The sequence below is a fragment of the Thermococcus sp. P6 genome, assembly GCF_002214525.1.
In the GTDB taxonomy this organism is placed as follows: domain Archaea; phylum Methanobacteriota_B; class Thermococci; order Thermococcales; family Thermococcaceae; genus Thermococcus.
On sequence record NZ_CP015104.1, the window covers coordinates 947,445 to 965,000 of the forward strand.

The 17,556-nt window shown below is 56.8% G+C and carries 18 protein-coding genes and 1 tRNA gene; 8 read left to right on the forward strand and 11 right to left on the reverse strand.

Features of this window, described 5'->3' with window-relative positions; genetic code table 11:
- Positions 1-3 precede the first annotated feature (3 nt).
- Genes glyS through A3L12_RS05130 form a run of 3 tightly spaced genes read left to right on the forward strand, consistent with a single transcriptional unit; the run spans position 4 to position 2,517 of the window.
- Positions 4-1,707: a glycine--tRNA ligase gene (gene glyS / locus A3L12_RS05120; protein ID WP_088882615.1), complete on the forward strand. Its 1,704-nt coding sequence runs from the start codon at positions 4-6 to the stop codon at positions 1,705-1,707.
- Positions 1,708-1,729: 22 nt separating this feature from the next.
- Positions 1,730-2,233: a DUF402 domain-containing protein gene (locus A3L12_RS05125; RefSeq protein WP_088882616.1), complete on the forward strand. Its 504-nt coding sequence runs from the start codon at positions 1,730-1,732 to the stop codon at positions 2,231-2,233.
- Positions 2,230-2,517: a DUF167 domain-containing protein gene (locus tag A3L12_RS05130; RefSeq protein ID WP_088882617.1), complete on the forward strand. Its 288-nt coding sequence runs from the start codon at positions 2,230-2,232 to the stop codon at positions 2,515-2,517. The genes A3L12_RS05125 and A3L12_RS05130 overlap by 4 nt, the downstream gene beginning before the upstream one ends.
- On the opposite strand, the gene A3L12_RS05135 is transcribed toward A3L12_RS05130, so the two are convergent.
- A complete protein-coding gene (locus A3L12_RS05135) occupies positions 2,514-2,870 on the reverse strand; it encodes a hypothetical protein (RefSeq protein WP_088882618.1) in 357 nt (118 codons plus the stop codon). The genes A3L12_RS05130 and A3L12_RS05135 overlap by 4 nt on opposite strands.
- 58 nt (positions 2,871-2,928) lie before the next feature.
- Positions 2,929-3,933: a phosphorylating glyceraldehyde-3-phosphate dehydrogenase gene (locus A3L12_RS05140; RefSeq protein WP_088882619.1), complete on the reverse strand. Its 1,005-nt coding sequence runs from the start codon at positions 3,931-3,933 to the stop codon at positions 2,929-2,931.
- Between the two features lie 117 nt (positions 3,934-4,050).
- Here A3L12_RS05140 and A3L12_RS05145 point away from each other — a divergent pair, with 117 nt between their 5' ends.
- Positions 4,051-4,803 carry a molybdopterin-binding protein gene (locus A3L12_RS05145; RefSeq protein WP_088882620.1) on the forward strand — a complete coding sequence of 251 codons (753 nt, stop codon included), beginning with the start codon at positions 4,051-4,053 and terminating at the stop codon, positions 4,801-4,803.
- A gap of 15 nt (positions 4,804-4,818) precedes the next feature.
- Positions 4,819-5,646, forward strand: coding sequence for a translation initiation factor IF-2B subunit alpha (locus tag A3L12_RS05150; RefSeq protein WP_088882621.1), 828 nt, complete (start codon positions 4,819-4,821; stop codon positions 5,644-5,646).
- A gap of 21 nt (positions 5,647-5,667) precedes the next feature.
- On the opposite strand, the gene A3L12_RS05155 is transcribed toward A3L12_RS05150, so the two are convergent.
- Positions 5,668-7,830, reverse strand: coding sequence for a DUF4350 domain-containing protein (locus tag A3L12_RS05155; RefSeq protein ID WP_088882622.1), 2,163 nt, complete (start codon positions 7,828-7,830; stop codon positions 5,668-5,670).
- 97 nt (positions 7,831-7,927) lie between these two features.
- Here A3L12_RS05155 and A3L12_RS05160 point away from each other — a divergent pair, with 97 nt between their 5' ends.
- Complete coding sequence (locus A3L12_RS05160) at positions 7,928-8,452, forward strand: cob(I)yrinic acid a,c-diamide adenosyltransferase (protein WP_088882623.1); 525 nt, start codon at positions 7,928-7,930, stop codon at positions 8,450-8,452.
- On the opposite strand, the gene A3L12_RS05165 is transcribed toward A3L12_RS05160, so the two are convergent.
- From A3L12_RS05165 to A3L12_RS05180, 4 genes are read right to left on the reverse strand one after another with little or no spacing between them, the layout of a single operon-like run.
- Entirely contained in the window at positions 8,436-9,686 is a 1,251-nt protein-coding gene (locus A3L12_RS05165) for an MFS transporter (protein ID WP_088882624.1), read from the reverse strand. The two genes, A3L12_RS05160 and A3L12_RS05165, sit on opposite strands and share 17 nt — an antisense overlap.
- 12 nt (positions 9,687-9,698) lie before the next feature.
- Positions 9,699-10,304: a DUF4097 family beta strand repeat-containing protein gene (locus A3L12_RS05170; protein WP_088882625.1), complete on the reverse strand. Its 606-nt coding sequence runs from the start codon at positions 10,302-10,304 to the stop codon at positions 9,699-9,701.
- Positions 10,305-10,351: 47 nt separating this feature from the next.
- Complete coding sequence (locus A3L12_RS05175; RefSeq protein ID WP_088882626.1) at positions 10,352-11,653, reverse strand: hypothetical protein; 1,302 nt, start codon at positions 11,651-11,653, stop codon at positions 10,352-10,354.
- A complete protein-coding gene (locus A3L12_RS05180) occupies positions 11,650-12,060 on the reverse strand; it encodes a helix-turn-helix transcriptional regulator (protein ID WP_088882627.1) in 411 nt (136 codons plus the stop codon). The genes A3L12_RS05175 and A3L12_RS05180 overlap by 4 nt, the downstream gene beginning before the upstream one ends.
- A 122-nt stretch (positions 12,061-12,182) precedes the next feature.
- Here A3L12_RS05180 and A3L12_RS05185 point away from each other — a divergent pair, with 122 nt between their 5' ends.
- Positions 12,183-13,064 (forward strand): AEC family transporter, encoded by an 882-nt coding sequence (locus A3L12_RS05185; protein ID WP_088882628.1) that lies wholly within the window; start codon positions 12,183-12,185, stop codon positions 13,062-13,064.
- A 46-nt stretch (positions 13,065-13,110) separates the two neighbouring features.
- A complete protein-coding gene (locus tag A3L12_RS05190; RefSeq protein ID WP_088882629.1) occupies positions 13,111-14,127 on the forward strand; it encodes a M42 family metallopeptidase in 1,017 nt (338 codons plus the stop codon).
- A gap of 20 nt (positions 14,128-14,147) precedes the next feature.
- Here the strand turns inward: A3L12_RS05190 and A3L12_RS05195 are convergent, their stop codons facing one another.
- From A3L12_RS05195 to tgtA, 4 genes are all read right to left on the reverse strand, one after another.
- Positions 14,148-14,816 carry an HAD family hydrolase gene (locus A3L12_RS05195; RefSeq protein ID WP_088882630.1) on the reverse strand — a complete coding sequence of 223 codons (669 nt, stop codon included), beginning with the start codon at positions 14,814-14,816 and terminating at the stop codon, positions 14,148-14,150.
- 43 nt (positions 14,817-14,859) lie between these two features.
- Entirely contained in the window at positions 14,860-15,588 is a 729-nt protein-coding gene (gene serK / locus A3L12_RS05200; RefSeq protein ID WP_088883224.1) for an L-serine kinase SerK, read from the reverse strand.
- Between the two features lie 109 nt (positions 15,589-15,697).
- A tRNA-Val gene (locus A3L12_RS05205) sits at positions 15,698-15,775 on the reverse strand.
- 35 nt (positions 15,776-15,810) lie between these two features.
- Positions 15,811-17,550, reverse strand: coding sequence for a tRNA guanosine(15) transglycosylase TgtA (gene tgtA / locus A3L12_RS05210; protein WP_088882631.1), 1,740 nt, complete (start codon positions 17,548-17,550; stop codon positions 15,811-15,813).
- Between the last annotated feature and the right edge of the window lie 6 nt (positions 17,551-17,556).

Consider the following 17,556-nt stretch of genomic DNA (forward strand, 5'->3'; position numbering starts at 1 on the left):
GTTATGGGAACCGATAAGTACGATGTTCTTCAGGATCTCATGAGGAGGAGGGGCTTTGCGTGGGGGAGCTTTGAAATCTACGGCGGTGCGAGAGGCTTCTACGATTACGGTCCCCTCGGGGCGAGCATAAAGAGGAAGATCGAGGGGAAGATCCGGGAGGCTTTTCGGAGGGAGGGCTTCTTCGAGCTTGAAACTCCCGACATAACCCCGGAGAAGGTTTTCATAGCGAGCGGGCACGTTGAGAAGTTCGTCGACCCCATGGTGGAGTGCACGAAGTGCGGGGCCAGATTCAGGGCCGACCACGTGGTCGAAGAAGCGCTCGGTATAGACGCCGAGGGCCTGAGCGCCGGGCACCTCACCCGGCTCATAAGGGAGCACGACATCCGCTGTCCCGAGTGCGGCGGTGAGCTCGGTGAGGTGTGGTACTTCAACCTCATGTTCGAGACGGGGATAGGGCCCTACGGTGATCAGAAGGGCTACCTCAGACCCGAGACCGCTCAGGGGATCTTCGTGAACTTCAGGCGTCTGAACGCCTTCGCTCGAAACAGGCTTCCCTTTGGCGTCTTCCAGATAGGAAAGGCCTACAGAAACGAAATATCCCCGAGACAGGGAATGCTTCGCCTCAGGGAGTTCACGCAGGCGGAGGCTGAAATATTCTTCAATCCAGCGGAAACCGAACATCCCCACTTCGACGAGGTCAGGGAAGAGGTTTTGAGGCTCTACCCAATAGAAAACCAGCTCAAGGACCTCGGGGAGATAGAGGTAACCGCAGAGGAGGCCGTTAGAAGGGGCTACCTCCTTAACACCTTCTTCGCCTACTACATGGTCATGGTCAAGCGCGTTCTCCTCGACATAGGCATCCCGGAGGAGGCCATACGCTTCAGGCAACAGCTCCCCGAGGAGAGGGCCCACTACTCAAAGGACACGTGGGATGGAGAAGTTAAAAGCGAGCGCTTCGGCTGGGTGGAGTGCGTTGGCATAGCCTACCGCGGCGACTACGACCTGAGCAGGCACATGAGGATGAGTGGTGCCGACCTTACCGTCATGATCCACTACGATGAGCCAAAGGTTGTGAGGCGCCTCGAAGTTGGCCTCAACATGAAGCGCGTTGGACCGAGGCTGAAGAAGGACGCGAAGAGGGTGGCAGAGCTGATCCGGGGCTGGGACGAGGAAAAGCTCAGGGGAATGCTTGAGATCCTCGAGAGGGACGGGAAAATCACGATAGAGGGCTACGAGCTCGAGAAAGAGGACTTCATCATCAAAGAGGTCGAGGAAAAGGTTGCGGGCGAGAAGGTAGTTCCCCACGTGCTCGAGCCGAGCTTCGGCGTGGACAGACCCTTCTACCTCCTCCTCGAGAACTCGCTGGTTATGGAGGAAGACAGGACCTACCTGAAGATCAAGAAGGACATGGCCCCGATCGAGGTGGCCGTTTTGCCGCTCGTCGCCAAGGAACCGCTTAAGAGCATAGCCTACGACGTCTTCAGAACCCTCCAGAAGGCCGGCTTCATAGCGGTTTACGACGAAAAGGACACCGTTGGGAGGCGCTACATGAGGTACGACGAGATAGGAACGCCCTACTGCGTCACCGTGGACAACCAGACACCAGAGGACGGAAAGGTGACGGTCAGAGATAGGGACACGAGGGAGCAGATCAGGGTTGCGATCGAAGAACTACCCGGAAAGCTGAGGGAGCTTATTTTTGGATAATACTCCCTTTTTGGTGTTTTCCATGAAAATCCACCTGATCTACCGCCGTGTTCCCGACAGGATCCTTGAACGGGAGGACGAGGTCATAGCCGACCTCGGGGATGTTGTGGTGGCAAAATCCCGGTTCGAGGGCATGCTCGCCCCCCTCAGGGTGAACGGCGTCGAGGTTATCAAAAACGGCTACACCATGGTTTACTTCGCCTTCGTCGGGAAGAACTACGACGTCCTGAAGGTCTACGACCGGGGGGACTTCAAGGGGCTTTACGTGGACGTGCTGGCCTACACGAAGCGCGAGGGAAACACTCTGGAGATGCTGGATCTTTTCCTTGACGTCTTCGTCTTCCCGGACGGGAGGGCCTTCCTGCTCGACGAGGACGAGCTTGAGATGGCGCTCAACTACGGTCTCATCGAGAGGGAAACCTTCGACTTCGCCCATCGTGTCGCCGGAGAGATCCTCGAGGGGCTTAAGCGGGGCGATTTCCCGCCGGAGGTGGTATGGAAATACGGGCCGGAGGGTCTGGAATGAGCGCCTTCATAAAGGAGACCGGAGACGGGGTCATCCTCAGGGTTTACGTCCAGCCGAAGGCAAAGGAAAACCGAATAGAGGGGATAGATGAGTGGCGTGGGAGGCTGAAGGTCAGGATAAAGGCCCCGCCCGTTGAGGGAAAGGCCAACAGGGAGCTCGTGAAGTTCCTTTCCGGGCTTTTAGATGCGAAGGTGAGCATCGTCAGGGGAGAAACCGGAAGGGAGAAGGACCTGCTCGTTGTGGGAATCGGCAAGGAGGAGGTCATGAAGAGGCTCGGGATTTAGCGGTATTTCAGGAATGCCATGTAGTAGAAGGCAATCCCTATGACCCCGACCCCGAGGATGAAGAGGTAGAGCGTCATCTTCGGTTTTACCCTGATGTTCAGGGTATAACAGCCCTCTGAAAAGGAGTAGTCCGGCTGGATCTTCCTCAGGATAACGCTTTCACCCCTCGCCACGAAAACTTCCTGCCCGTCGCTGGAGACCCTCAAAAAGCCGTTTTGAACGCTTACGTAATAATCACCGAGTGTTCCCCTATCACCCTCGCAGAAAGTTCCACTGAGGTTTTCGTTGGGGAAGAGGAAGAAGAACGTCAGGAGGGCCACCCCGAGGACGATCAGATACTCCTCCCGCTCCATGCTACCACGGAGGGGGTTTCTACGTTAAGACATTTAAAATTTGGGGAAAACGCCCGAATCACTTCAGGATCCCCAGACTTCTGTTCGTCTTCCTTATGCTCTCCCGCTTGTCCGCCAGCTCGAAGGCGGCCCTTATGGCATCCACGTTCTCGGGAACGACGTCGCTCTCCTGATGAACGGCCTGAATGTAGAACAGCCTCTTTCCGCGAACGCTCACGCTCTCCCTCCAGACGGCTATCTCGTAGAGGTTGTTCCACTCGCGGTGAAGGTCCCGGGCGAACTCGATGAGCTGGGCGGTGCTCTCGAAGCCCTTCTCCTTCTCGAAGAGGAGCACGCGCGTCGTGTTCTCGAAAATATCGATGACGTCCCTCTCTTCTATGGGTTTCTTCAGCTCTATCATCACGCTGTGGACGTGCATGAGGGTTGTGGGCACAACAAAAGCCGTCGTCTCTATGTTCACCGGAATGACCGTCTGCACGTCCGGACCGTGGTGGGAGGGCACCTCAACGCTCGGCCTTATCGCGTTCACCGGACCCCTCTTGCTGTCGTCCGGGTCGGCGGCCCTTCGAATCATGACGGCGTAAACGTAGTCGATGTACTCCAGAAGGGCAGAGAGGGTTCTGCTCAGGCCGGTCGTGTTGCAGGAAACGACCCTAACGTAGTCCTTTCCAAGGGCCCTCTCGTAGTTCGCCTGGGCCACGAAGGAAACCTGGGCAACTTCGCTCCTTTCACCGCCCTGAAAGATTGCCTTTACTCCAGCCTTCTCGTAGAGCTCCCGGTTTCTGGCCCCCATTCCCCCGGGGGTTGCGTCCACGATAACGTCAACCTCCTTGAGAAGGTCCTCAAGCGTTCCCGCGACCTCAAAACCTGCCTCCTCGAACCCCGGTAAAAACCTCTCGTCCGCGGCGTAAACCGGGATTCCGAGTTCCTCTGCCCGGTATGCTTCGAAATCGGGCCTTGTCTTTGTAACGCCCACGAGTTTCATATCGTCCTGCTTTGAAACGGCATAGGCGACTCTCTTGCCTATGGTTCCGTAACCGTTGATCCCCACCTTAACCCTCACGCTATCACCGGGGGTTTTATGGCTGTAAAATACTTAAGCCTTGTTTTCACCCGCGGTGAAAGCCGGCGCTCCGCAGGGGTTATAAACCCAGGGCCGGAAGGATTGGTGGTGGGAACGATGCTGGCCGAGATACTCACCGTGGGCGATGAGCTGCTCACGGGGAACACCGTTGACAGCAACTCCTCCTTCATAGCGAAGAGGCTCACGGAAAAGGGTTACGTGGTGAGGAGGAAGACGACGGTGGGGGACGACGTTGAGGAGATCGCCGGCGTCATCGAGGAGATCCTCGGGAGGAAGCCCCGCGTTCTGGTGATCTCCGGCGGTCTGGGACCGACCCACGATGACGTTACGATGCTGGGGGTTGCAAGGGCCCTTGGAAGGAATCTGGTGCTCTGCGAGCCCTGCCTCGAGAGGATCGCGGAGTTTTACAGGAAGCTGCACGAGAGGGGTCTTATAGACGACCCGGAGTTGAACGAGGCCCGGAGGAAGATGGCCTACCTGCCCGAAGGTTCGAAGCCCCTTGAGAACCCCGAAGGGGCCGCCCCCGGAGCCTTCATAGAGCATAACGGCGTTAAAATATTCGTCCTTCCGGGAATGCCCCGCGAGATGAAGGCCATGCTCGAAAAGGAAGTTCTGCCGGAGCTCGGCGCCGGGAGGTTCACCCAGAGGAAGCTACTGGCAGAGGTAACCGACGAAAGTAAGCTCGCACCCGTCCTGCGGGAGACCCTGAAGCGCTTTAACGTGAGGATCCACTCCTCCCCCAAGGGGTTCGGGAGGTACATCGGGATAATAATCTTCTCGGAAAGCGAGGAGGAGATAGAAAGGGCAAGGGCCTTCATGGAATCCCTGGGGGTTCGCTTTGAGGAGTAACGGGGGCGTGTCCGCATGATTCCGCCGGAAGTTCTCTCGATACTCGAGGAAATGCGCGCCGAGCGCATAAAGGGCGCCAGCTGGCTCGCCAGAAGGGGTGCTGAGGCCTATGTGCTTTTATCCCAACTCCTCGAGGGCGATGAGCTCAGGGAGGCTCTCGAGGAGATGAGGCGTAAAATCCCGGCCGTGAACCCCACCATGGCTTCCCTCTACAACCTCTCACGCTTCGTACCCGTGACGGAGAACCCGGAGTTCGTGAGGGCTAAAGCCATGGAGTTCATCAGGCTCGGGGAGGAAGCCCGGAGGGAGATAGGCAACATAGGGAGCGAGCTGATAGACGAAGGCGAGGTTGTCATCACGCACTCCTTCTCGTCAGCGGTTCTCGAGATTTTTAAAACCGCAAGGAAGAAGGGGAGGCACTTCAGGGTTGTGCTGACGGAGAGCTCCCCCGACTTCGAGGGTCTCGCCCTCGCGCGGGAGCTCGAGGCCATGGAAGTTCCCTTCGAGGTGATAACTGACGCCCAGCTCGGTCTCTTCACCCGGGAGGCCACGCTGTCGCTCGTTGGTGCGGACAGCGTAACCCGCGATGGAGCCGTTGTTAACAAGGCCGGAACTTACCTCCTTTCGCTGGCCTGCCACGACGCTGGGGTTCCCTTCTACGTTGCCGCGGAGAGCTTCAAGGTCCATCCCCGGCTGACCTCGGAGGAGGTTGAGATCGTCGAAAGGCCTTACGTTAGGATGGGCTACCGGGTGAGGAACTTCCTCTTCGACGTTACCCCATGGAGGTACGTTAGGGGCGTAATAACCGAGCTCGGGATCCTCGTGCCGCCTAAGGAGGTCTAACAAAAGAGAAATAAAAGGGACTCACTCTTCGTGGGCGAGCCAGAGCAGGACGCCCTTGACGAAGGGCCAGTTGGTGTTTATGTAGTGGCCGTAGTAGGCGTCGCTTATGGCCCTGCTCGAACCGTAAGCAACCACCCTTCCTTCTCCAGCTTCCACGGCCGCGGCCACGACGGGCTTCGAACCCTTCTCGTAGACGATGTTGCCGTCTTCGTCCTCGGAGTAGGACGTCTCGTAACCCCTGATGAGCCAGACTGCCTTTCCGGTAATCGTTAGCGTGTCGCCGTTGTAGTAAAGCTGGTCCTCCTCCGTGAGGAACTTCATGGCCGGGTGGTCGAGGTTGTACACGCCGACGAGCGGGAACCATGCCCTTCCGGTGTTGACGTCATCGTCCATGAGTTCGTCGTTGTTGAAGCTGATTCCGTAATCGCCCACGACCCTGTTGAGGCTCTTGTAGTAGACGTGGCCGTAGTAGCTATCCCCGAGTATGAACAGGCCTCCTCCCTCTTCCACGAACTGCTTTATGGCTGCCGCTTCCTCGTCGGTTATGTCCTCGCTCGGATTGGTGATTATCAGCACATCGTAATCCTTGAGCTTCTCGTAGGTTATGGGCTCGGTGTTCACTTCGACTATCCAGCCGAGTTCGTTTTTGATGTTGTCAATGAGCGTTGACATGCCGTTCTGGTCCGTCTTGGTCGGGTTGTAGTACTGGCCGTGGGAGGCGTCTATCAGAACTTTGGTTATCCTGATGGTTACGTTGGTCGAGGGAGTAACGTTCGTCTGGTTTGAGGGAGTTACGTTGGTCTGGTTTGAGGGGGTTACGTTCGTCTGGTTCGAGGTCTCGTTTCCGGGCACGACCGGATGGCAGCTCGGCTCCACCTTGTCGTAGGTCTTCTGAAGGATGGGGAGGACGAACTCGAGGTCATCCTGCACCTTCCTGCTCAGCAGTGCCGCCTTTCTTACGTGGACCATAAGCATGTAATGGTAGACTTTCAGCCCGGGTTCCTGTTCTATGAGAAGATTCTTCAGGGTGGTGTAGATCGAGTACTCCTTCTCGATCTCGTTCATCGTGGCGTTGATCTCCTTCACCTTCCCCTCGATGTCCCCGAGGTTGACGCCGCAGGAGGTGAGCTCCTCCACGAGGGAGGTGAAGTTCTCGTATAGGGGCGTTACGTTGGCCATCTCCCTGACGTAAAGCCTCTCGTAGTAGGGGGTGATGCCGTAGGAGACCTGAAACGGATTGAGGATGACCTTAACGGGTATTACCTTCTGGCTCTCCTCCACGGTGATCTTCAGGGTGTGGCTACCAAGGGTTGAGGGCGTCACGTAGAACTCGACGACCTTCTTTTCGCTTCCCTCCAGTGTGAATTCCGTGGAGTAAACGGTAACCCCTTCGAAGGCAGCTGAGAACGTTACGTTGGCGGTGTTGCTACCGTTGTTGACCACCGTAACGCTGACCTTCGTTGGAACGTCCTTCAGGAAGGGCCCGTGCTCAACGTTCTCTATCTTGACATCAGGGTTGTAGAGCAGGTACTCAACCGGATGAACCTCGTAAATACTGTTCTTGTTCTTGTCAACGTAAACGTAGATGACCCCGATGAAGTACTTGAACCGGGCCCCCGGTTCAAGCTCATCCGGGAGGTTTTCGTCTGAAAACACGTAGGCTTCACCGCTTCCGTCGTCTATCCACAGCTTGGTGTACCAGCTGTCCGCTCTTCCGGTGATGTTCGCGTCCACGAACTTAACCAGAACGCTCTGGTATCTGGAATCGCTGTAGTTGGCCGTGGGTATGACGAAGGGCTCGGGGAGGGAAGAACTGCCGATAACGCTGTAATATTCGTTGTATCTGGAACTCACCGAGAGTTCCCGGAGACCGCTGTAGTACTTCGGGTAACCTTTAACTTCAACCACGTCTCCCTCTTGGACCGGATCGCCTTCGTTATAGTATTTGGTGTAGACGTAGATGCCCGTGTAGGGACCGCTCCCGTTCTGGATCATGAAGCCATCCTCGTCCACGTAGGTCACCACGCCCGTGGTCACGATATCGCCGTGGTAGGCATAATCATCGAAGTTCTGGTTTAGTTCCACGATCGGGACGTACGTATCTGCCGCAGCCGGTTTAACGTACCATGAGGGTACAGCACCCAGAATAAGTACCAGCAATATAACCAGCGCCTGTTTTCTCATGAAACCACCGGGAGGGGATGGTGGAGATCCTATAAATAGTTTTCTTTCCGGCCCCAAAAGGATAAAAATCCTATGCCGAAACTTCGAGGGTGGTACCATGCCCGTGACGACCAAAACCGGAGATAAGGGTTTGACGGGTCTCTTTACGGGGGACAGGATCGCCAAGTCCTCCCCGATTATCGAGGCCAACGGCACCATAGACGAGCTGGACAGCTTCCTCGGGGAGGCAAAGCACCACCTCCCGGAGGACATGAGGGCTACCATCGAGAGGATCCAGCTCAGGCTCTACGATATCATGGCGGAACTCGCCAGCAGGGGAAGTTACAGGAAAATTGAGCCCGGGGATATCCAGTGGCTCGAGGAGCTCATAGAGAGGTACGAGGGGGAAGTTCAGCTGAAGTCCTTCGTCCTTCCGGGGTCGACCGTCGCCAGTGCAAAGCTTGACGTCTGCAGGGCCGTTACGAGGAGGGCCGAGCGGAGGGTCGCAAAGCTCGTCCTCGAGTACGGTATCGGCCATGACGCACTCGTTTACCTTAACAGGCTCAGCGATCTCCTCTTCCTGATGGCAAGGGCCATCGAGAAGAGGGAGGGGAAGTTGAGGGAGGTTAAGAACTTTCAGTGACGGCTTCCCCCTTTTCACCGTCTTCCAGCAGTATTTTTCTGTATCTGACGTAATAGCAGGCTATCACGACGGCCTCAACCACCCAGATGGCGAGGGTGACCTTCCAGGCGGCGTAACGATCGACCAGTGGACCCACCACGATGAGACCAAGGGGTGCCGAGACGTTCGCAAGAAGGGCCAGAGCGGAGAACACCCGGCTTCTGAGCTCCGTTGGGATCGCCCGCTGAACCTTTGCGTTGAGGGGGACGTTGATTATCGCGCTGCTTACGCCTAAGAGCACCCCCAGTGTTGCCAGTACCATAAACGCGGAATCCCGGGGGATGGCTATCAGCGGGGAGATGAGCCCCACGAAACTCAGCATCAGGAGTTCGCTGATGGCCAGCGCCTTGAAGAGATACCTCCCGGCTTTCTTTCCGAGCTTCACCGCCACGATGAAGTTCCCGAGGAGCATGCCGCCCATGAAGGCGCTCTCGAGCAGTCCGAACTGTCTGCCCGTAAACCTGAGGACGACCCTGAAGGCGTAGGGCATTATGACCGCGCTAAGGGGCCGGTCAACGGCGTTTATGAAGAGGATGAAGCCGAGCAGCACCATGAGGTAACGGCTGGAACGCAGAAACGCGAGACCTTCCTTCAAGTCCTCCACTACCTGCCGGGCACTTTCGAGGCCCCTCGTCTTCCATTCGTATCGTATCAGGGCCTCAAACAGACCGGAACCGAAGAAGCTGACCGCGTTTATCAGTATGGCCAGCCTTATCCCGCCGAGGGTGTAGATAACCCCACCGAGGGCAGGGCCTACGAGCCAGGCTATCACGGAGAAAGAGCTGACGGTTGAGTTGGCCCTCTCAAGCTCGTCCGGTTCCACAAGATCGGGGAACATCGCGCTCGTGGCGGCGCCGAAGAACGTTCCCATGAGGGCCATGATAACCTGAACGGGGAGGAGCTGGTATACCCCGAGGAAGTTGAGGGCCACAACGCCAAAAAGGAGAAGGCCCCTCGCGAGGTCAAAACCCACCATGAGTCTCTTTCTGTTGTAGCGGTCACCCACGACACCCGCGAAGGGCATGACTATCATGGAGGGGATTACATCGGCCAGAACGAAGAGGGTCATCACCGTTCCGCTTCCGGTTCTGTCGAGGACGTAGAGGGGCAGCGCAACCTCCTGCACCGCCCAGCCGAGCTCACTGACAAAGCGTCCGATGGCGAAGAGCCAGAAGTTCCTGCCGGGTCCTTTCATTCCCTTCACCCGCTATGGCTGGGGTGCAAGCTCAACACTCACGCTGCCGTTTACGGTCTTCACCTCCACCTTGTAGGTTCCGGAGCCTATCAACGGCTCCTCCGGATCGATTCCAACGAACCGCACGCTACCGTTGACCCTCCTAACGCTTATCCTCGCATCGCAGAAGTCCGAGAGCCGAATGTTCACGTCCCCGTTTACCGTGCTCACATCGATGTCCCCTTCGATCTCTTCCAGGACGATATTAAGCCTTCCGTTGACGGTTCTGGCCCTGAGGGGGCCGGCAATGGTAAACCGGGCATCGATTTCGCCGTTGATGGTGTCCAGATACTCCGCCCTGCACCCCCTTATGATGACGGTTCCGTTGACGTTCCTGACCTTCAAAGGGACATTCACCGGAAGTTTTACCTCTATCTCGGCTCCTCCGGAGTTCAGGCCGAAAATCCTCCTTTCGGGTTCCTCCCTTACGATGAGCTTCCTTCCCTTCAGCTCTGTCTTCACCTTAACCCTGCCGTGGGTGACGTAGTTAACCTCCACGATATCGCTCTCCCATCCCTCAACCCTCATCCGGGCGTTGATGCCCCTCAATTCCACCTCTTCAACGTTCTCGAACATCATCCCCCTCCCTCCGCTTACATCATCCAAAAAAGGAAATCGAAGGGACGTTACTCGAGGTATCCGGTCAGCTCGTCGAGGAGTTCCCTCACGCGCTTCCGGAGCAGCGTCCTGTCTATTCCGAGGCCCTCTATCAAACCGGCGCTCTGCTCCTCGACTATTTCCCGGGCTTTGTCCATGACGAGCCTGTAAGCTCCGGGGTTCTTCAGGTAGTGGGTCTTTCCGCCGGCCCTTATCCTCACGCTCCCTTCCCGGGCGGAGATCACCGCATCCCCTATGCGTATCTTCGCCCTTCCCCTGCCGACAACCACGGATATGTCACTGGAGCGCAGGGAAACGGTCTCGCCGAGGCTCAGCACCTCGTCCCCGCTTCTGTAGGTTACCCTCTCGCCTTCGACCTCGATGGAGTACTCCTCCGTCTGGACCATCAGCCTGTCGCCCACTTTCGTCAGCTGGAAGCCGTTGCGAAGCTCCCTGACCGTTATGGCCTCCTTGGGAATCGTTTCAGGAGTGCCCTCGCGGAACCTCAGGGGGCCTATTCTGACCTCTTCCCCCGTGGGGCTTTCAATGACCTCGATGAAGGGAAGCCTGACGTACTCGAAGCCCTCGCCCTCGTAGACCTTGATTATCCCCAGATCGACAGCGTTGCCTTTCTTATCCTTCCGGTAGATTTTCCCGACCTTCAGGAGCTCGTTCGTCCTTTCCACGAAGGCCGGATCTGCCGAAGCCTTCCTTCCGGCTATGTCACGCTCCGTCCAGACCACGAAGGGGCTCAGGAGTTTTCTGGTTATCCTCCCGATGGGGGTCTCGGCGTGGAGTGTTACGTTCCCGTCCACGACGTAGCCAACCCTCTTCCGCCCGAACTTTACCGGGTAGGCCTTTCCGGTCCCCTCGAGCCCGATGTTGCCAAACTCCGCCCCGTTGAACTCGTAGGCCTTTCTCTCCACCTTCAGATCGAGGCTCTTTTCGTCGAACTTCGCCAGCAGGAGCCCGGCTATGGCGAGGACCACCGAGTAGGCAAAGGCCGTTCCGGCGTAACCATGAAGTTCTTCGGACATTCCCAGCCACCGGCCGAAGAACAGGAAGACGCTCGTCCAGAAGGAGCCCTTGGCGAGGGCGAAGATTACCCCGCTAACCGTTACCCCGAACCACCTTCCCACGCTCAGCAGTTCGAAGGCAAACAGGAGCGCAACTATTGAATAAACCAGCCAGTCGTTGTATTTTCCAAGCCTGAGGGGGTCCCTGAAAAGCCAGATGATGAGGAGCACCGCCGCGATAGCCTTCAGATACCCGGCGAGTTTAAACCTCGGGCTCTCATGGGCAAATGCTCTGTGGTTCCAGTAAAAACTCATTCTTCCACCTCCAGTGCGGTTATTATCTCAAGCAGGCGCAAAAACAAACGTCCGTCGGGCGATATCCGGTATTTACCGGTTTTCCTCACCATTCCCGTCCTTACGAGGAGCTTCAGGTGATGGGAAACGGTTGGGCTTTCGACCTTCAGGGCTTCCTTTATCTCCTTGAAGCCCATGTCCTCACGGGAGAGCATCTTCAGTATCCTTATCCTGTCGGGATTGGCGAGGGCCTTCAGGATTTTTGCCGCCTTCTCCTCGTCAACCTCCGGGAGCGTCCCCCCTTCGAGCTTCAGTCTGAGGCGCGTCTTGAGGGAGAGCATTATCTCGTCCACGGGATCTATGCTCTCCTCCAGCACTTCCAGACGTTTCTTAAGTTCCTCAAGCTGGGCCCTCAGATCGTTTTCCATGCTACCACCGGGTACAGGTTTTTGTAGTATATTTTTCTGTACTAAACTGGGGTGAGAGGTATATATAAATTTATCGGCCTGTGTGCCAAAAACGTTTTAACGCTTAAATCTAAGTCTCAACCATGGACGTCTACGAGATGCTCGCCCTCATAGCCCTCGGCTACGTTCTTAAGAGACTCATAAAGAGGGATGACGTATTCAGGTGGCTCAACCTGTTCTCAACCAGATTCCTCCTCACGCTCTTCGTTTTCGGCAACGTGGCCAGCAAGGACCTGAATTACCTCATAAGCATAAAGCCCGTCTTCGTCTACGTTTTCCTTGTGATAGCCCTGAGCCTCGGTTTCTCCTACGCCTACGTCCGCCTTTTCGTCTCCGATGAAAGGTGGGCCGGGGCGCTCATGATACTCTCAACCTATCCCAACACGGCCGCGATGGGCTTTCCGATAGCGAGCCTCTTCCTCGATGACATAACTCCCGCCATACTCTACTCAACCACGAACAGCCTCGTAGTCCTTCCACTGGCGACTTTCATAGCCGCCCATTACTCGAGCGGTAAGGCCTCGCTGAGGAAGAGCTTCCTCGGGGCCCTAAAGTTTCCTCCGACGGTGGCAAACCTTCTGGCCCTTTTCCTCGTTCTTCTCGGGGTGAGTCTTCCGGGGTGGCTGATAGAACCCATCAAATCCATCGGCTGGTGGAGCATACCCCTGCTTCTGGTGTACTTTGGCACCATAATGAACCTGAGGGAGTTCAGGTGGAGGCATCTGATTGAAGTCGGGCTCTTCAGGAGCGTTCTTCCGTTCCTCTTCGTCTTCCTGACCCTGAGGGGTTCCGGTGATGTGTACGTTGCCGTCCTCGTGGAATCCTCCATGCCCCCGGCGATAATGGCGAACGTTATACTTTCCCACTACGACCTCAGGGCGGAGGAGGCGGTAGGCGTGACGGTGGTTCTGACGCTCCTTGTACTGGTGTTTTTCCTCGCCGTTGCTTCCCTGACCCTTCCATGAGCCGATGGCTTTTTTAACGGTTCCACTATCTTTCGGTGGTGGGACTATGGAACGCGTGGTCAACCTCCTCAGGGAGATTCTGGAGATACCTTCCCCAACCGGTTACACGGGAGAGGTTATGGAGCAGATCTCCAGCTTACTGAACGGGAAGGGGATAGGAACGTACTACACGAACAAAGGTGCACTCGTGGCCGGGAACCATCCCGAACCGGAGCTCGTGGTGGCCGCTCACGTCGACACGCTCGGCGCGATGGTGAGGGGAATCCTCCCGGACGGACACCTGAGCTTCACGAGAATAGGTGGCCTGAACCTTCCCGCCTTCGAGGGTGAGTACTGCACGACAATCACCCGCTCGGGAAAGCGCTACCGTGGAACGCTCCTCCTAAGGAACCCCAGCGTCCACGTGAACAGGGAGGCTGCCAAAAAGGAACGTACAGAGGAAAACATGTATATAAGGCTCGATGAGCTCGTTGAAAAGAAGGAGGACACTGAAAAGCTCGGCATCAGGCCCGGCGATTTCATAGCCTTTGATCCAAAGTTTGAGTACGTCAACGGCTTCATTAAAGCTCACTTCCTCGACGATAAGGCGAGCGTTGCGGTTCTCATAGACCTGATGCTCGATCTCAAATCCGCCCTTGGGGACCTTCCCGTGGCGTTCTTCTTCTCGCCCTACGAGGAGGTTGGTCACGGCGGCTCTGCTGGGTATCCCGGGAGCATGAAGGAGCTCCTCGTTGTGGACATGGGCGTGGTTGGTGAAGGGGTCGCCGGCAAGGAGACGGCCGTTTCGATAGCGGCGAAGGATTCGAGCGGTCCCTATGACTACGGGATGACGACGAAGCTCATCGAACTGGCGGAGAAACGCGACGTTCCCCACGTGGTGGATGTCTTCCCCTACTACGGTTCCGATGGTTCCGCCGCCCTTAGGGCTGGCTGGGACGTCAGGGTGGCACTCGTGGGCCCGGGGGTTCATGCAAGCCACGGAATGGAGAGGACGCACATCGAGGGCCTCCTCGCCACGAAGAAGCTTTTAAGGGCCTACATCGAGGAGAAGTTTGGTATTTAGGCCTTCTTTGAGAAGGAGTTCTACGGGGACTGACTCCCCATAATTTTCTTTACGAGCTCGATCAGTTCTGTGAGGTCCTCAACGTAGTAATCCGCTCCCTCGACCTTCCCGAAGCGGGTGACGTTGATCACTTTCACCCCGGCCCCCTTTCCGGCCAGCACGTCGTGATAACTGTCCCCCACCACAATTGCCTCTTCGGGCTTCAATCCGAGAGCTTTAAGGGCCTTCTGGATTAGATAGGGGCTGGGCTTGACGCCGTCGAGGTTCGAGTAGTCCTTTCCGAAAACTGCGTCGAAGTGCTTCCTCAGGTCGAAAAGGTCCAGCACAAACTCCACGCAGTCCTGAGAGGCGTTGCTGACGGCAGCGAGTTTTAATCCCCTTCTTTTGAGCTCTTTTAAAGCATTAACATCCGGGAAGGCTTTTATCTTCCCTTTTTCTGCAGCTTCAATGCGGTATTTTAGGTTTGCTTTATCAACAGTTTTCCAGAACTCCACGGGATCCACTCCAAAGCGCTCCACGTAGGTCCTCGGAAGCTCACCGGTTACCGTCTTTCTGTAGGTTTCGTAGTCGAGCCCCATTCCCCTCTTTCTCAGTTCCGGCAGAACCCATCCCTCGTACCATTCCCTGTGATCGTAGCCCTCGTAGTAGACGAGCGTCTCGTCAACGTCGAATAAAAGCCCCCTGAGCATTCCCGCCACCTTTATCCTGTTGAAGATAAAGAAAGGAAAACCCTCAGAACAGCTCCTCGAGTTTGACGTCTATCTTGTCCGGGTTGAAGGGCAGCACGTGTCTGGTCGTCTTGGGGGAGTAAACCTCGCCGCGCTTGACGAGCTCCATCACCTCTTCCTTGGTCGGGGCCTTTCTGATGAAGACGTAATCTATCTCACCCTTCGCCATGTCCTCCCTCGCGTCCTCTTTGAGACCGTAGTAGATGAGCTCAATGCTTCCCTCAACGCTCATTTCGTCGAGTACTTTACTGACCTTTTTCTGCTCATCGAGTGATCCGGGTATGGCAAAGCTCTTCTCTCCAACGAGGGCGAAAGCTATCTCTCCCCTTTCGGCCTTCTCCTCCGCTTCCGGGTCCTCTACGACCTCGAGGCCCTCCTTCCTGAGTCTCTCGATGACCTCCTCGAGACTCCCCCTGAAGGCCGGGTACCACGTGTAAACCTTGACGTCGTCGCTGAAGTAGTCGAGGATCACCGATGGGGCGCGTTTGGCGCCGAGCCTCTGCAGTCCGGCCCAGCGGTGGTGGCCGTCAACTATGAGGTAAAGATCCTCCCCCGGAACCTTTGCGAGGAGCATGGGCTTCCAGAAGATCCCGGAGCCGGTGACGCTCTCAATAAACGCCTCGAGTTCCTTCTGGACGAGCTGTTCGTGGGGCTTCATCCGGTCGAGCTCGATAAAAACGTAGTCAACCTTCCTGGTCGGGATGTCGTATTTGGGAACCTTTTCAACCCCCATGATCATGCCTCCCCGGGTTTTACGGTGAGGTAAACGTGGGGAAGGATAAAAACCTTATGGCATCGTTTCGAGGTTCCCCGTAAGGCCCTTCGAAGGCTATGGGAGAAGCTGGTGGGCCCGCGGGGCTTCGAACCCCGGACCTCCACCTCGTAAGGGTGGCGTCATAACCAGACTAGACCACGGGCCCGCCCGAAATAGGAGAAAGGGTGGGGGTTATAAATTTTACCCCCCTATCCCCCTGCGAACCTTAACCGCAAGACCGCTCCGGAAAACCTTCAGTTCTTCGCCGTTGAGAAGGCTCTGCCCCGTGGCGAGGAGCTCGTCCTCCTCGTTTACCACGAGCACCTCGTCGTAGGGTCTGATCCCTTCGTCGGCATCCACCACGAACTTGGCGAACACGTTCTTCCCCTTCCTTGCGAAGGGCTCCGCGTCCTCATTCACGACCACCCTCATCCCCGGGAAGGGGAGAACCCTGTGGAGCCTTCTCGCTCCCTCTATGCCGAGGGTCAGAAGCCCGTCTTCGGCCCTGAAGGTTGCGAGGTGCTTTCCTCCCGCCTTTATCTGCCTCGGCATGCCGGTCTTCCTCGAAAGCTCCACGGAGGCGTCCTTAAAGGCCTCGCCGGCTCCCCTTCCGAACTGGTACTCCGCTATGGCCATAATGTAGTTCCTGACCTCATCCCCTGAGAGCTTCTCTATCGTGAAGTCCTCCTCGCCTTCGCTCTGGGCGAAGGGGTAGCTGAGGCTCAGGTACTTTGGAATCTCGCCGAACACCGGGTGGTTTATCCTTTCCGGGAACCTTTCGGCAACTCTCTCTGCCCTCTTTCTGGCGCGGTAAACCGTTGGCCACCTCATGGCCTCCTCGCTTACCTTTAGAAAGGCGCCCGGCTTGGTCACGGGTTCGTTCTTTTCAAGGTATTCGCGGTACTCGAGCAGGCGTTTGTAGGCCGCGAAGAGCTTGGGATGCCCCCTCGCCCGCTCGTCAACGAGCTCCCACAGGGTTCCCTCCCTCACTGCCTGCTTCACCCGGTTGAGCTCTTCCCGTATCACCCAGAGGTTGTGAAGGGCCAGAAGCCTCGTGCGCTCCTCCTTTGGCATCTCGCGGAGTTCTTGGGGAGTGTGGCGTGAGCATACGGGACAGGAGCAGGGAAAGTACTCCAGCTCCTCGAGCCTTTTCGTTCCTTCGGGGGTCATGTACCTGTCGTCCCGGGCGTAGAGAACGTAGCTGGCCGAGTCAAAGAGGTCCACCCCCATGGCCACCGCCATGGCGAATATCATCGGGTGGCCGGCTCCAAAGAGGTGTACCGGCCTGTCTGCCCTCAGGCCGAGCTTTGAGGCTATTACCACATCGACGAGGTCCCTGTAGCGGTAGCTCTCCATCAGAGGAACCACGGCACCTATCGGGTGTATCTCGAAGTTCATCTCGCTGAGCTTTCTGGCGGCGCGGGTTCTGAGGTCCGGGTAGCTCGACCCCTGAACCGCGGCGTTCATCGGGATATTTTTGATCTCCTCGGCCTCTCTGGCCCTCTCGAGGGTTGTTCTTAGATCCTCCTCGGCCTTTTCCCTTGGAGCATCCGGCGGGGTTGGAATGTCGAGAAACGTCCCCACGTCAACTCCAATCCTCTCCTGAAACTCGATTATCTCCCTGTTCGTAACGTCAACGTCCCCGTAGCGCATGAGCTGGAAGGAGCCGGAATCGACCTCGACGATGCCATCGTAATCGAGAAGCCGGTGAATGCCGAGTTCGAGGGCCCTCTCCCTGAGCTCGGGCGTTTTGTAGATTATGTAGGAGTTGGTTATCAGTATCCCGAATCCCATCTCCTTCAGTTCGGCCGGCGTTACCACCATCTGCTTCGGGTTGATAACCGGCATTATGGCCGGGGTCTCCACGGTCCTGCCGTTGACGGTAAGCTTTCCGATCCTTCCGGCGGCATCCCGCGCCTTAATCTCGAACCTGAACTTCAACCTCAC

Excerpts from the sequence above, each read along its gene's own strand:
- serK (WP_088883224.1), bottom strand. The coding sequence starts at position 15,588 with ATGGGGGTTGAAAAGGTTCCCAAATACGACATCCCGACCAGGAAGGTT.
- A3L12_RS05160 (WP_088882623.1), top strand. The coding sequence starts at position 7,928 with ATGCCCGTGACGACCAAAACCGGAGATAAGGGTTTGACGGGTCTCTTT.
- A3L12_RS05155 (WP_088882622.1), bottom strand. The coding sequence starts at position 7,830 with ATGAGAAAACAGGCGCTGGTTATATTGCTGGTACTTATTCTGGGTGCT.
- A3L12_RS05185 (WP_088882628.1), top strand. The coding sequence starts at position 12,183 with ATGGACGTCTACGAGATGCTCGCCCTCATAGCCCTCGGCTACGTTCTT.
- A3L12_RS05170 (WP_088882625.1), bottom strand. The coding sequence starts at position 10,304 with ATGATGTTCGAGAACGTTGAAGAGGTGGAATTGAGGGGCATCAACGCC.
- A3L12_RS05150 (WP_088882621.1), top strand. The coding sequence starts at position 4,819 with ATGATTCCGCCGGAAGTTCTCTCGATACTCGAGGAAATGCGCGCCGAG.
- A3L12_RS05180 (WP_088882627.1), bottom strand. The coding sequence starts at position 12,060 with ATGGAAAACGATCTGAGGGCCCAGCTTGAGGAACTTAAGAAACGTCTG.
- A3L12_RS05165 (WP_088882624.1), bottom strand. The coding sequence starts at position 9,686 with ATGAAAGGACCCGGCAGGAACTTCTGGCTCTTCGCCATCGGACGCTTT.
- A3L12_RS05175 (WP_088882626.1), bottom strand. The coding sequence starts at position 11,653 with ATGAGTTTTTACTGGAACCACAGAGCATTTGCCCATGAGAGCCCGAGG.
- A3L12_RS05130 (WP_088882617.1), top strand. The coding sequence starts at position 2,230 with ATGAGCGCCTTCATAAAGGAGACCGGAGACGGGGTCATCCTCAGGGTT.
- A3L12_RS05125 (WP_088882616.1), top strand. The coding sequence starts at position 1,730 with ATGAAAATCCACCTGATCTACCGCCGTGTTCCCGACAGGATCCTTGAA.
- A3L12_RS05190 (WP_088882629.1), top strand. The coding sequence starts at position 13,111 with ATGGAACGCGTGGTCAACCTCCTCAGGGAGATTCTGGAGATACCTTCC.
- glyS (WP_088882615.1), top strand. The coding sequence starts at position 4 with ATGGGAACCGATAAGTACGATGTTCTTCAGGATCTCATGAGGAGGAGG.
- A3L12_RS05195 (WP_088882630.1), bottom strand. The coding sequence starts at position 14,816 with ATGCTCAGGGGGCTTTTATTCGACGTTGACGAGACGCTCGTCTACTAC.
- A3L12_RS05145 (WP_088882620.1), top strand. The coding sequence starts at position 4,051 with ATGCTGGCCGAGATACTCACCGTGGGCGATGAGCTGCTCACGGGGAAC.
- A3L12_RS05135 (WP_088882618.1), bottom strand. The coding sequence starts at position 2,870 with ATGGAGCGGGAGGAGTATCTGATCGTCCTCGGGGTGGCCCTCCTGACG.